The organism is Pontibacter litorisediminis (genome assembly GCF_029360645.1).
Taxonomy (GTDB): domain Bacteria; phylum Bacteroidota; class Bacteroidia; order Cytophagales; family Hymenobacteraceae; genus Pontibacter; species Pontibacter litorisediminis.
Genome location: NZ_JARDUA010000006.1, coordinates 20,514 through 34,782 on the forward strand (window position 1 = coordinate 20,514; position 14,269 = coordinate 34,782).

The window sequence follows — 14,269 nt, forward strand, 5'->3', positions numbered from 1 at the left end:
CCTTTTTCTGAATGCCAAAACTTTATTGCAGGCTTACCCGCAACTGAACGCCGCCCTCGGTAACACTGTTACGGAACGAGGTCGAAATCTTAGGATCCGATACGGTGCGCAGCACATAAAACTGCAGGTTCAGGCGCTGGCTCAGCACATAATCCACGGTTGGGCGCAGCTGCAGCTGCCGTGTGCCGTTCGTAATCTGGTTCTGGCTGCGCTCCACCCCGGTGTTGTCGGTGGAGATAGCGCGCTGCACTGTCTGGTTGTCCCGCACCTGCAGGTCCAGGCGCATGGTCAGCTCGTTATCCAGCGTGGTGTTGGTAAACGGCACCTTAAAGCTGGTGGTGGTGTAGCCGAAGCCTACCACATAGTCCTTCACGTTGGTCTCCGTTATCTGTGCGTTTGTCAGGTTCAGCGACAGGTTCCGTTCCAGCTTATACTCCAGGCGACCGGTAAGGTTGGTCTTTGTCCTGAAGTTTACGCCCAGGAGCGGTGCCAGGCGCTCTACCACCGTCAGCTGGTTTACGATGTAGTAGGGCTCTATGCGGCCAAACTCATTCTTCAGCGTCGGGAAGCCCTGCGGCTCCTGCAGGTACGTCAGCGAGGTAGAGTAGCTGGTGATGTTGTAGCTGGAGTTGTAGGCGTGCAACAGGCTGATCTGGCTAAACCACTTCTGGAAGATCGGCAGGCGCTCCAGCCCATTATACGCCACGCTCCAGTTAGGTATGGGCAGGCGCTTGAACGGGCTCTCAGCCTTGGCCTCGTAGCCACTGATATCGCGGCCCTGGTAAGCGTACAGGAACGACTTCAGCAACACCTCCTGCGAGTTGAGGCTGTAGCCCGAGTCGCCGGCGGCGGTGTTAGCGGCCGTTAGCCTGTCGCGCACCACATGTCGGTTACGGATAAACTGCTCGAAGGCGTCGGACAAGCCATCCTCTGTAGACTCAAACAAGGTGCCCAGCGCCATAAATGAGGTGCTGAACGCGCCGGAGGTAAACGGATTCTGTCGTTGGTCCTCGGTGCCTACGTTGCCAAAATCATCAAACTCCTTGCGGTAGAACACCTCCTCGATCTCCGACTTGGCACGGCGCACGTCCACCGTCACGGTGAAGTTGCGGAACGGCTCCAGGTTGGCACGGCCGGTGAAGGTTTCGCTGTAGATGCCGCTGAACGGCGTGTTTAGGTATTGGCTGCTGTCGGTATACCAGTCGTTGCGGTTCATGCGGCTGTACAGCTCATGCAAATCGTACTGCTTGCCAAGTATAAACGGCAGGCCCGGTGCCTCAAAACGGTCATCAAAGCCAAAGATCTCTGTTTCCGGGAGGTAGCCCGGCAGCATGGAGCCACGGTTCTCCAGGTACGTCACGTTCAGGGAGCGCGTCATCATCAGCACCCGCGCCAAACCCTTCAGGAACTTGAGGTCGGCCGGGGCCTTGGCGGCAGCCGTGTCATTTGCGGCAGGCTGAGCGGGTCTGGCCGGTGTAGGCGAGTTCACGGCTTTCAGGAACTTCACCTTGTTGTAAAGCTTCACCAAATCTACGCGGCCGTTCACGCTAAACTCCACGTTGTTCTCGGCTGTGTTGCCCAGCCTGAAGGTGGTGTCCTGGTTCAGGGCCGTGGAGCCTGCCGTCCAGATGTAAGTGGTGGCGTAGCGGGTGTCGGCGCTCAGCCAGTCCGTTAACGGGAACTTCTCGAACGGCAGTTTGTAGTTCAGGGCGATGAGCTGGTTGAAGTTGGTGTTACGGCCCCCGCTCAATAGGTTCTCGCGGATCGTCTTGTTCTTGTACTGCAGGGAGTCGATCTCGCTGTTGATGCGCCCGTCCGGTTCATCGATTACGGAGCGGTTGGTGGCCGTATAGTCCAGCGACAGGCTCTTTGTCAGGTCCCAGCGCATGTCGTAGATACGGTTAAAGAAGAACGATTTCTGAAACACCGGCTCAATACCGCGGGTAGTCACAAAGCGTGTCTCCGGGTCAGGGCGCTGCAGGTATGTCTCATTGTAGAAGCGATTAATGTCTGCCCTGAACGAGAAGCGGCTAGGCAGCAGCGAAAAATTAAAGTCCTTGATCAGGCGCAAGTATGGCGAATTCAGCTTTTCGCTGTTGGCAAAGGGCTGGTAGTTCCGCGGGGTGTTGTCATAGGTATAAGCGATGCCGCCGGTATAGGTTTTGGTATAGTCGCGGTCGGTTTCGATGTTGGTGAACAGGCGCTCCGAGTAAGAGTAAGAGAAAGCGAAGTTCTCAATGTCGTAGAGGCGTACCTTGTCCTCGGGGTTCGTCCGCTCCTTGCGCACATTCAGCAGGCTTATACTTCTGCGTGTCTCCTGGGTGATAACTTCCTTTTTATACTCATCGCGGGCCTCATCATTATCAAACTTCGTCAGCGATTGCTCCAACGGCATGTCCTTGTCAAGCGGGTCGTACTGGGGCTGGGCAGAGGTGACACCATACTGCACCGTCATCGGTATCTTCACGCCCCACTGCTCCGGCAGGAACTTGTCCAGCACCATGTTGGCGCTCACATCAAACTGGGTAATGTTATCACGCGAGCGCAGCGACAGCGGCTGCTGAAGCCCTCCGAAGCCTACCGTAGTATAGGCACCTGTGGCGGTTACGTTGGCAAAGTCGGCCAGCTTGGCATTCAGGCGGGCGTTAGAGGCCCAGCCGGTGCGGTTCACGAAATCAGTCACGCGCAGCTCGTTTACCCAGATACAGGCCGAGTGGGCGCGGGCATCCTGGTTCACGCCGGAAGGGTTGCGGATACCGATCATGATACCCTCCACCTCGCTAAAGTCCGGGTTGCCCACCACGCGAATGAGTTTCCCATCGGCAGTGGTTACCGTGAAAGGCACGAAAATGCTGCCTGGGGCATCCGCATTGCGTTTTGCTTTGGCATCCACCAATTCCTGCAGTGGGATGTTTACTTCATTCTCAGTTGGCCAGATGGTGGTGGCTGTGTTGCTTCCGGCCGGCGTAAACTTCAGCGGCACCACGTACTCGTAGTAGTTCTGCGTAAAGTCCGTACCGATGCGGATAAAGGCCTGCATCTCGCCGTCCTGTATGCCCGGCTCGTCAGACTGCGCGTGGATAAACATCTTCAGCTGCTTGTAAGCCAGCAGGTCCAGAGAGAGGTTTTTGAACACCGCTTTCGAGAAAGAGTCTTTCAGATCCTCCACACACAGTTGCAGCGACTGCTCGTTTTGGCGGCGGTCGTTGGTGGAGGCGTAGTCGCGGAGGCGGTTGATGCCCGGCGGAACCACGTAGGGGATATTGTTCTCTGAGTTCTGGTTGCTCGGGCCGTTCTCCTCGATGTTCACGGTAGACACGGTAAAGCTGCGGGCATCGTCGGTACAGGTAAGGCACGGGGTGCCCTCTGTCAGCGGCTGCTCAAACTTGCGCCACTGGTTGGCCACGAACTGGAACTGTGCCATGCGCAGTACCACCGGGTCGGCAAACCCCGTCATGTACAGGCGCATGAAGCGGATAGACTTAAAGCCGTTGATATTGCCCACAGAGCCTGTTGGCTGGCGCACCGGTACCCGGAACTGGTACCACATCGCGCCGCCTTCGCCTTCAACCTTGTCTACAACGTAGTTTTGGCCCACTTCCAGTTGGCCCGGCGTCAGGTTAATCTTATACTCATAATACTGCTCCAGGTCCGTGATAACGTTGTCGCCGTTCAGGTCCTCCTTATCCGGGTAGGCATAGTTGGCAAAGCGGCTGTTCTCCGGCGAGTTGTTCTCCATGCCGTTGAAGTTCTTGTAGCGCTGCAATATGCCTGCGTTCTGCTGGTCATAGATTGGGTCCAGGTGGTGGAAGAAGTTATCGGCCGATGGGTCGTCCAACACAATTTGCGGCGGTGCGCCTGGAATACGGTTCAGGAACGAGTTCTGGAAGTATGCACGCTCATCGGCATCATTTAAACCATCCAGACCAATGTCCTGCCGCTGGCGCCCGCCCGGTATGCCTGTAAAGGCATCGGTAAGGAACTGCTGCTGCGTTACGCGGCCCCAGATGGTCTCCTCCAGGTTCTGCACATCACTGGCATCGGCTGGCAGGCCATTCTCAAAGGAGTACTCGTTGTCCTTCAGGATGTCTTCGGACACGCTGCCCAGGTTCAGTACCAACTGGCCCGGGTCTTTAGGGTTAATGTTTCCGCCAAAGGCTCCGTCGCGGCCTTTCGGACCTTCCATAAACGGGTCCATCATCCAGAACTCCACGTACTCGATGTTGGCGTTATCGAAGTCTGTGTCGAAAGAGATCTCGCGGCTGATACCGCCCCAGTTCTTGCGCGGGTCATTGGCCAGCAAGCCTTGTGGCGTCAGGTTCGGGTTATAGTTGTACTGGCCACGCTCGCGGGGGTAGTAAGCCAGGTCAAAGGTATACTCGTAGCTGGTGGTCACCTCGGCGTCGCGGCCCTTAAACACCTCCGTGCGGCGCACAGGGCGCACGTAGTGGTTCTCCAGCTCCTGGTCCGTGATGTTGTCCGGCTTCAGGTTGTTGCTGTTGCGGTAAAAGATCTGGTCGATGGTGTACCAGGCCAGTTTGGCGCGGTTGTAGGAGTAGGCCAAGCTGTCGCCAAGTATAAGCGGGGCAGGGGTGGCGGCCACGCGCCAGGTGCTGTTGTTAAAGCCACCCAGGCTGTAAGGCGTCTCGGCCCCCTCAAAGTCATCCAAATAAGAGGCACCGTCCTCGTTCGCATTGGATTTCGATTTTGCCGGAATGAGTTGGGCAAACTCACTGCTGAACGTAATCAGGGAAGGTGCCTTGGTCTGTATCAGCGGAATGGCATCCACAAAACGCGTCAGCATCCGCGACTCCTTCTGCAGGTTAACATCAAAGCCGTAGATGGTGTTGTTCGTGGGCTCGTCGCCGATACTCACGCGGTTGATAAAGGTCTGCTCGTTCAGGTGCAGCACCGTGGCTCCCAGGTTCACGTCGTCGTTCAGGCGGTAATCGAAGCGGGCGCCCAGCATGGTGCGGGGCTGTATGTTCAGCAGCTCAGCCTTCTCATAGGTCACGCGCAGGTCGTTGGCCGAGTTCAGGTAGCTCGGGTTCAGTATTTTGATGCGGCCCAGGTCATAGAACACCTGGTAGTCGGTGCCCTCCTGCAGGCGCGTGCCACCAGAGTACACCGCCACTGAGCCTTCCGCAATCTGGAAGCCCGGCAGCATGATCTCGTCGGTGGCCGTGGAGCGCACGCGGCCTTTTATATAAAACTTTGCTTTAACGTTATTTTGCTGCACGTCCGTCTGCGTCTGCTCATACAGCTCCTGGAACACGTACTGGTCAACCAGGTTCGGGTAGCCCTGCAGTTTGCTGGCCAGGTAATCGCCGAACGGCTCTACCTGCGGGAAGTACACACGGCCGGTCTCTGTATCAATCGTAATACCGGGCAAAAAGTCGAAGTTGCCGTCGCTCGGCTTGTCGTTGTTCGAGTTGACGTTGTCCAGGTTGAGCACCTCCACCAGCGGGATGTTTTGGATCGGGCTCGGCTCTTTTATACTTGTCAGGTCCACGCCGGTTTCATCATCCTTGTAAACGATTTGCAGCTTAAAGTCCTCGCGGTTTATTTGCGTGGCATCCAGCGCGTACACGTTCTTCATCATCAGGTCCCAGGTAGGGTAGTTCAGCGATGGGCTGGTGGCGCGGAGCAACTTCATGTGGATCACCTGGTCTGACTCCAGGTTCTGGTAATCGTCCATCAGCTCGCCTACCTGGTAGGTCTTGCCATTGTACGTATACTCAAAGGCCACCCCCAGCACCTGGTCGGGCAGGAGAGCAGAGTTCAGGGAGATGTAGCCCAGCTGCGGGTTAAACTTGTACTCGCTTGGCTCCAGCCTGCGGGCGCGTACGTGCTCAAAGTCAATGCCCTTTTCCAAGCCCAGCGACTGCAGGTACCCATCCACGCGGGAGTTGCTGCGGGCAGCGCTATTTTGGGGGGATATACGCCCATACAAAGAGTTTGCCTGGTTATCGGCAGGGGCAGTGCCCGGCCTTCCGGTGTCAAGGCTCTCGCGGTAGGGGTCTGCCTCGCCCAGGTCCATGTAGGCAACCATGTTGCGCAGGTTCTCGGTAGCGCGGTTGTTGTTGGTCACATACAGCTCCACCCGGCGTATCACGATGCCGGAGTTGACGAGCGGCAGGTTCTTGAGCGCATCGTTGTAGCGCCCCCTGAAGAACTGCGACAGGTAGAAATGCCGGTCGCGGTCATAGTTGTCCACCCTGATCTCGAAAGGCTTGTTCTGGCCCCCGTTTTGGATCACCACCTCATCGTTGGTGCCGCGCACACTGGAGGCGATGGTGGTAACGCCCAAACGGCCAAACTGCAGCTGCGCCTTTACGCCAAAGAGGTTCTGCGCACCAGTAATCAAAGAGTTATTGAGCGGCAGGCTTACGTTACCGGCCTCTACCTTGCGTATGATCTCCTCCTCGTAGCCCGTGTAGTCGAGCTTCATGTTGTTCTCGAAGTCGAAATTGGCGTTGTTGTCCCAGTTAAAGTTGAGGCGCATTTTCTCGCCGATCTTGCCCACCAGGTTCAGGGAGATGTTCTGCTCAAAATCGAAGTCGCCGGTGCGCTGCTGGCTGAGCGGTATGGTGGGGTTCTCGTTGCGGTTAAAGCGGGCGCCAAACTTCAGCGACACGTTGCCGTTGGGCTGGATGTCCACATAGTTGCCGCCAAAGATGCGGTCGAACACCGGGCTGATGTACAGCTTCGGGATAAGGCGGTTGCTGCTAACCACGCTCTCGCCGTCCAGGCCGGCGGATTTGGCGCGCCAATAGTCGCGGATGGCCTCCCGCTGCTGCCACTCCGAGTATTCCCGCATCGACATGGAAGAGGGCGGGCGGTACAATACACTGTCGCCGATCGTCTCGGTGATGTTGTACTGCTGCAGGCTGTCGTCCAGCTCCACGTTGAGCCGCAGGTTACTGGGCTGCCCAAGCAAAAGCGGGGAGTTGCTGCTGCGGCTGCCAAACGGGCTTCCGCGGCGGTCGGAGGGGGTAAAGGTGGGCCGGCGGCTTGGAATATACTTTACCGTGTCCTGGCGCACGGTATCTTGCCAGGATAGGAAGCTTTGGAGAGCAGATAGGCTTTTTTGATCTGGCACGCGCAGCCCTTCTGCCCGCGACCACCAGGCCAGCAAAGAAACAGTAGCAACCGTGGCAAGCAGCAGGTTGTGCTTTTTACTTTTCCAGATCAAAATAGGATATTCTCTCTTTTTATGAAGATTTCAACGCAAACTTAATAAGCTCCTCCACACTCAGGTTTCCGCCTTCGCGCTTGATGATTGCGTCCAAGGTTTTCTCTGCCATATTTTTGGCAAAGCCTAATGTCACTAATGCTGATAACGCCTCGGCGCGGTTGGTATTGTACGCCGCAGCAGAGACAGGAGCATCCGCCAGCAGCACCTCCTTCTTCATCTTGTCTTTCAGCTCCAGAATGATGCGCTGGGCTGTTTTGGCGCCTATACCCTTTACATGCTGTATCGTGCGCACATCCTCCCGCACAATAGCCTGCTGAATCTCTTCCACCGATAGGGAAGACAGGATCATCAAGCCCGTGTTCGGGCCTACACCTGAGATTGAGATCAGGTGCAGAAACGCCTCTTTCTCCTGTACCGTGGTAAAGCCGTACAAGGTATGGGCATCCTCCTTGATGTGCAGGTAGGTATGCAGCTTGCAGCGCTCACCAGCCGGCAGCGAAGAGTAAGTGCTCAGGGAGATCTTGATCTGGTAACCTACGCCATTAGCTTCGATAATGACGTAGGTTGGATCTTTGTAGGTCAGCTTACCATCGATATAGGCTATCATCTATATATGTTGATTGTTATAGTTCTGAGCATCTACGACAGCAATGGCCACCATGTTCACGATATCGCGGATGGAGGAGCCAAGCTGTAGAATGTGCACCGGCTTGCGCATACCCATCAGCACTGGGCCAATTACCTCAACGCCACCTATTTCCTGCAGCAGTTTGTAGGCAATGTTGCCCGCCGTCAGCGTCGGAAAAACAAGCGTATTAGCCCCTTTTTCTGCCAGCTCGCTGAACGGGTAATGCTCGCGCAGCAGGTTTTTGTTCAGGGCTGTGTTGGCTTGCATCTCGCCGTCTATGAGCAGCTCCGGGTAGCGTTGTTTCGCCTTGCGCACCGCCTCGGCACCTTTATCCGGAATGTCGCCGCGCACCGAACCGAAATTCGAGAAGGACAGCATGGCCACGCGCGGCTCCTGGTCGAAGAAGCGAACGGTACGGGCTGTCAGGCCAATGATGTCCACCAGTTCATCGGCGGTGGGGTTCACGTTCACCGTCGTGTCAGCGAAAAAGTATGGCTCCTTCTGGCCCAGCACAATGTACATGCCGGCCACCTTGTTTATACCTTCTTCCACGCCGATTACCTGCAGGGCCGGCGATATGGTTTTAGAGTAGTCGCGGGTAAGGCCCGAGATAAGTGCATCGGCCTCCCCGGTATGCAGCATCATACTTCCGAAGTAGTTGCGGTCGCGCATCAGGCGGCGTGCATCGAACAAGGTAACACCCTTGCGCTGGCGCTTCAGATACAGGATATGCGCATACTCCTCCTTCTTCGCCTCTTCCACCACCGGGTCAATAATGATGGCATCATGCAGGTCCATGTTATTTTCCTTGATGATGGCCTGGATGCGCTCCGGGTTACCCAAAAGGATAGGCTTGGCAATGCGCTGCTCCTGCACAATCTGCGCGGCCTTCAGAATCTTATAGTTATCCGCCTCGGCAAATACGACCGTCTTCGGATCTTTCTTAGCCTGCGTGGTAATGCGCGACATCAGCTTCTGGTCGATGCCGATACGCTCCTTCAGCTCCTGCTCGTAAGCCTCCCAATCGGTGATAGGGCGGCGGGCCACGCCGCTCTCCATGGCAGCCTTGGCCACTGCCGGCGATACGGTCGTGATCAGGCGTGGGTCCAGGGGCTTCGGAATGAGGTAGGTACGGCCAAAGTTGATGGTGTTATCGCCGTAGGCCTTGTGCACGATCTCCGGTACAGGCTCCTTCGCCAGCTCGGCCAGGGAGCGCACGGCGGCCAACTTCATTTCCTCGTTGATTTCCGTGGCACGCACATCCAGAGCACCCCTGAAAATGTAGGGGAAACCCAATACGTTGTTTACCTGGTTCGGATGATCGGAGCGACCGGTAGCCATGATCAGGTCCTCGCGTGTAGCCATGGCCACGTCGTAAGGTATCTCCGGGTCCGGGTTGGCCAGGGCGAAGATAATCGGGTCATTGGCCATCAGCTTCACAAACTCCGGCGGTAGCACGTTACCGGCAGAGAGACCTACAAATACGTCCGCATCACGCATGGCTTCCTCCAGCGTCGTAATCTTGCGGGTAGTCACGAACTGCGCTCTGTAAATGTCCAGGTCGTCTCGCTCCGGCCGGATGATGCCGTCCTTGTCGAACATCACGATGTTGTCCATCTTCACACCCAAGGCCACATATAGTTTGGCACAGGCGATGGCAGCGGCTCCGGCACCGTTCACGACCATCTTTATCTTGTCAATCTTCTTGTCTACGAGCTCCAGCGCGTTCAGCAGGGCTGCCGAGGAGATGATGGCTGTTCCGTGCTGGTCGTCGTGCATCAGCGGGATGTTCATCTGCGTCTTCAGCGCGTTCTCGATCTTGAAGCTCTCCGGCGCCTTGATGTCCTCCAGGTTAATGCCCCCAAAAGTAGGCTCCAGCGACTTCACGATACGAACAAACTCCTCCGGATCAGTGCTGTCGATCTCAATGTCGAACACATCGATGCCTGCAAACTTCTTGAAAAGCACGCCTTTGCCTTCCATTACAGGCTTTGAGGCATCGGGGCCGATGTTGCCAAGGCCCAGAACGGCCGTACCGTTAGAGATTACCCCAACCAGGTTTCCCTTGGCGGTGTACTTATATACATTATCCTTATCAGCGTGTATTTCTTTGCAGGGTTCTGCCACGCCCGGAGAGTAGGCCAGCGCTAAGTCGTGCTGCGTGCTCACCATCTTGGTAGGCACTACCTCAATTTTCCCGGGCTTGCCGTCCATGTGGTAGTTAAGGGCGTCCTCTTTGTTAACTTTAATCATTTGTTGTATTGTTGTAAGTAGTATTCGTTCTCAGCCTGTTGTCCAACGGGTCTTTGACTTTTCCCAAAAAAATCTCGCTAAAGACTAATTTTATAAGAATTTACCGTTATTCCAAAGTTGAGCCTCCAAAGATAAGCGGTGCAAAAGTTACGCAGGCAGAAATTGTTAATTTTTTAACATCGGCGGCAGGCTGCAAAGTATAAATAAAGAGCACCTTCTGTCAGGAAGGTGCTCTACGTATCGTTACGTGGCTGCCGCTTAACTGAGGATCAGTTTTTGGCCAGGCTTCAGGCTGTTTGACTTTAGCTTGTTCAGTTTCTTTATCTGCTCCACGCTGATGCCATCATACTTGCGGGAGATCTGCCACAGCGTGTCTCCAGGCTGTACGTGGTAGATCAGCTCCTTTTTCTGCATCTCCTGCTTAGGGCTGCTCTTTGGCTCGTCGTTCGTGGCAAGCATAGATCCCGCCTTGGCTTGCTCATCCTGTAGGATATGGAGCTGCTGGTCAGCTTTGATAGAGCTGCCGCTCAGGTCGTTCCACTCTTTTAGCTGGTCCACCGTCACATCGTGGCGGCGGGCAATGCTGCTAAGGTTATCCCCGCGCTGCACCGTATAGATGACCTTGGCAAGCTTGGCCGGGGCCTTAGGCGCTGCCTCCTCAACTTTGGCTGAGGCGAACATCACCGGCGCCTGCGCTGGCTCGCTAGCCTTAACTGGGGCAGGCGCGGCTGCTAAAAGTATGCAGCTCTTATCCTCGGCAGTAGCCAAGAGGGCAGCAGCCCTGCTCGACGGAACGCGCAGTTTATACTTGTTGCCGGGTATGGTTGTCTTTGTCAGCTCCGGGTTCAGGGCTATCAGCTCCTCCGGGGCTACGTGCAGCTCCGCTGCCAAACGCTCCAGCTCCAGTTCCTGGGTTACCTCCAGGTACGCCACCTCCGGCTGGTAAAGAATGGAGTCAGAGAAGATGTTGTGCTCCCCGGCATAATGCATGGCGTAACGCACGGCCGTCATACTGGGAACATAGCCGCGTGTCTCGCGCGGCAGGTAAGGGAAGATATCCCAGAATGATTTCTTGCCGCCTGCCCTGCGGATGGCTTTGTTCACGTTGCCCTGGCCGCAGTTGTACGCCGCCAGCGCCAGCTCCCAGTCGCCATAGTACCGGTACAGGCGCTTCAGGAAAAGCATGGCCGCCTCGGTAGACTTCTCCGGGTCCAGGCGCTCATCGATGTGATGTGTTTGATGCAAGCCATACTCCTTGCCGGTGGGCTTCATGAACTGCCACAGGCCGGCAGCCCCCACGGGGCTCTTGGCCAGCGGGTTCAGGCCCGACTCTACAATAGAGAGGTACTTGAGCTCATCCGGCATGTTGTGCTTTTTCAGGTACTTCTCAAAAAGCGGGAAGTATACGTTCTCACGCGTCAGCATGGTGCGGGTATACTTGCGGTTGCGGATGGTAAAGTAATCGATGAAATTCCTTACAAAGTTATTGTACACCAGCGGGATGTCGGCTTCCAGGCAGCTGAGCCTGTCAGCAATCACATCATCGGGCTCGTTCGGCACGATCTCTACCATCAGGGCCAGTTCCTCCGGGGAGAGCATGAATACACTGGTATCTGGTCTGGCAATGGCAGAGGCCTTCAGCTTCAGCGTATCTGTGGCAACGGCAAGGGAGTCGTTGGGGAGGGATGGGGCCTCAAGCAAACGGCTATGGCCGAAAGCACTGGCGCTTAACGCACAGATGCTGCCAGCCATAGCCGCAAGCAATGTAAAGAATTTGCTGTAAGTCATGTCAAGGTTTATGCTTCAACGGTTATCTTGTCCAGAATGTAATTTGAGAAGGCCAGCAGCTGCGGCTCCTCAAATGAGCGGGTCATTAACTGCAACCCAATGGACAGGCCGTTGGCATCGCGCCCAACCGGAATAGAGATGGCTGGCACGCCTGCAAGAGAGGCCTGGACCGTAAAGATGTCAGCCAGGTACATGGCCAACGGGTTCGCTGTGTTCTCTCCTATCTTAAAAGCAGTAGTAGGAGCGGTAGGCAATATAAGGAAATCATATTGCTGTAGCAACTCGTCGGTCTTCTCTTTTATCAGGCGCCTTACCTTTTGTGCCTTGGTATAATAAGCATCATAATAATCTGCGCTAAGCACGAAAGTGCCCAGCATAATACGGCGCTGTACCTCGGGGCCAAAACCTTCGGCTCTTGTCTTCTTGTACAACGACGTCAGGTCAATGACATTATCTGAGCGATAGCCATACTTCACGCCATCGTAGCGGCCCAGGTTCGAGCTGGCCTCTGCCGTGGTAAGGATGTAGTAGGTAGGCACCATAAAGTCCAGGTATGGGAAATCCACCCCCTCTACCTCATGGCCCGCGTCGCGCAGCATGTCTTTTACGCCCAGAATAGCGTCTTTCACCTCGGTCTCCAGTCCTTCGCGCTCAAAGCAGTCGCGGATGTAGCCGATCTTGTACTTCTTGTCTGTCTGCAGCAGCTGGCTGTAGGCAGGCACCTCGCGCTGGCTGGCAGTACTGTCCATGCCGTCGGCACCAGCCATCACCTCCAGCAGCAGGGCCGCGTCCTCCACACTCTTGGTGATCGTGCCGATCTGGTCGAAAGAAGAGGCGTAGGCCATAAGGCCATAGCGGGAAATGCGGGAGTACGTAGGCTTCAAGCCGATAACGCCGCAGAAAGAAGCCGGCTGGCGCACCGATCCACCTGTGTCGGAGCCGATGGAGGCCAGGCACAGATCGGCCTGTACAGCCACGGCAGAACCACCTGAGGAGCCACCTGGCACGCGGCTGTGGTCGTCGGCGTTGAGTACGTTTCCAAAAGAGGAGTTCTCGTTAGAAGCACCCATGGCAAACTCATCGCAGTTCTGGCGGCCAATGATAACCGCATCCTCAGCCAGCAGGCGCTGTACTGCCGGGGCAGTGTAAAGCGACTTAAAGCCATTCAGGATTTGGCTGGAGGCCTGCAGGCTGTGGCCCTCATAGGCCAGCACGTCCTTTATACCTATAACCATACCTGCCAGCTTACCAGCCGTGCCGTTGGCTAACTTGCTGTCTACAGCGTCGGCCTGGGCCAATGCCTCTTCCTCAAAAACCTCCAGAAAAGCGTTTAGCTCTGCCTTCTCCTGAATGTTGTGGAGGTACTGCTCTACCAATTGCCTGCACGAAACCTTGCCATCGGCTATGTCTGTGCGGATGTCGCGTAGCGAATTATACTGTCTCAATCTTTTTTGGACTTAGGATCGTCTTTAATGGATTGCTCTAGCTCGTGTTTAATCTCGTCTGTGGCGTCTTTAAACTCCCGAATGCCGCGCCCAAGAGAGCGGGCAAGGTTAGGAAGCTTATCCGCGCCAAACAGCAATAGGATGGCGGCCAATATAACCATCATCTCACCTCCCCCCAGGTCTCCCAGGAAGAGGAAAACATTATTAAGGCACATATGTGCTCTACCTTAAAAAACGTGCTTTTTGCGGGGAGAGATTACTTCGTGGTGCTGCTATCGTCCTTTACGGAATTCTCGATATCGCTCTTGATCTCTTTGGTGGCGTCTTTGAACTCACGGATGCCACGGCCAAGGCCTTTAGCCAACTCAGGAATACGCTTTGCGCCGAACAACAACAGAATAGCAAACAGAATAAGTACTACTTCTGTACCGCCTAGGCCTCCAATGAATAAGAAAATGTTGGTGATACCCATGTCTTTAGTGTTTTAAAGTTATGCTACAAAATTAGGGTTAATATTTTAAATTAACCCATATCAGACGGGATAAGTTTAAATCCTGCAAATTAAGTGTAGCTCCTACGCTCTCTGATTTCTAGTTAAGCCAAGGTAGAGCTTCTAAGGCATCTCCTTGTGTTAATATTTTTTCCAAATATGGGAAAGTAAGCGAATTAAATTTCTCAATAAGGGAACATGCGCCAAATCTTCTTTTGTCAAGTACCTGTAAACCTTAAGGTTATGTGCCTGTTGTATTATGGCATATAACTTGCCAACACAGAAAAACAAGTATAGGCGGAATTGTGTCCTTAGGCCAGTACTTGATTTAGCGGAGCCGCTGCTAAATTTTTGCCTCACATGCAACCTTATTGCATCAAGCGTTGTTTCAAAAATAAAGATTCAAATTCCTGAAACTTTCGTTTTAAATAGCAGTATAGCTATACAAAGATGCTTGACAGAAGCAA

The 14,269-nt window shown here is 54.9% G+C and carries 7 protein-coding genes; all 7 read right to left on the reverse strand.

All coding sequences use genetic code 11. The features are described 5' to 3' along the window. Window positions 1–22: 22 nt before the first annotated feature. Window positions 23–7,195 (reverse strand): T9SS outer membrane translocon Sov/SprA, encoded by a 7,173-nt coding sequence (gene sov, locus PXG97_RS16210; protein WP_276498840.1) that lies wholly within the window; start codon window positions 7,193–7,195, stop codon window positions 23–25. Window positions 7,196–7,214: 19 nt separating this feature from the next. Then, complete coding sequence (gene ruvA / locus PXG97_RS16215; protein ID WP_276498841.1) at window positions 7,215–7,805, reverse strand: Holliday junction branch migration protein RuvA; 591 nt, start codon at window positions 7,803–7,805, stop codon at window positions 7,215–7,217. After that, the gene (locus tag PXG97_RS16220) at window positions 7,806–10,079 is read right to left on the reverse strand and encodes an NADP-dependent malic enzyme (protein WP_276498842.1); all 2,274 of its coding nucleotides are present in this window, start codon (window positions 10,077–10,079) and stop codon (window positions 7,806–7,808) included. A gap of 258 nt (window positions 10,080–10,337) precedes the next feature. After that, window positions 10,338–11,867, reverse strand: a complete 1,530-nt coding sequence (locus PXG97_RS16225; RefSeq protein ID WP_276498843.1) for a lytic transglycosylase domain-containing protein — start codon at window positions 11,865–11,867, stop codon at window positions 10,338–10,340. An 8-nt stretch (window positions 11,868–11,875) separates the two neighbouring features. Further along, window positions 11,876–13,312, reverse strand: coding sequence for an Asp-tRNA(Asn)/Glu-tRNA(Gln) amidotransferase subunit GatA (gatA, locus tag PXG97_RS16230; RefSeq protein WP_276498844.1), 1,437 nt, complete (start codon window positions 13,310–13,312; stop codon window positions 11,876–11,878). Continuing rightward, window positions 13,309–13,527: a Sec-independent protein translocase subunit TatA/TatB gene (locus PXG97_RS16235; RefSeq protein WP_276498845.1), complete on the reverse strand. Its 219-nt coding sequence runs from the start codon at window positions 13,525–13,527 to the stop codon at window positions 13,309–13,311. The genes gatA and PXG97_RS16235 overlap by 4 nt, the downstream gene beginning before the upstream one ends. Window positions 13,528–13,568: 41 nt before the next feature. Then, window positions 13,569–13,784 (reverse strand): Sec-independent protein translocase subunit TatA/TatB, encoded by a 216-nt coding sequence (locus tag PXG97_RS16240; RefSeq protein ID WP_276498846.1) that lies wholly within the window; start codon window positions 13,782–13,784, stop codon window positions 13,569–13,571. Window positions 13,785–14,269: the final 485 nt, after the last annotated feature.

Coding starts and splice junctions, on each gene's coding strand:
- PXG97_RS16220 (WP_276498842.1), bottom strand. CDS start 10,079: ATGATTAAAGTTAACAAAGAGGACGCCCTTAACTACCACATGGACGGC.
- PXG97_RS16225 (WP_276498843.1), bottom strand. CDS start 11,867: ATGACTTACAGCAAATTCTTTACATTGCTTGCGGCTATGGCTGGCAGC.
- PXG97_RS16235 (WP_276498845.1), bottom strand. CDS start 13,527: ATGTGCCTTAATAATGTTTTCCTCTTCCTGGGAGACCTGGGGGGAGGT.
- PXG97_RS16240 (WP_276498846.1), bottom strand. CDS start 13,784: ATGGGTATCACCAACATTTTCTTATTCATTGGAGGCCTAGGCGGTACA.
- ruvA (WP_276498841.1), bottom strand. CDS start 7,805: ATGATAGCCTATATCGATGGTAAGCTGACCTACAAAGATCCAACCTAC.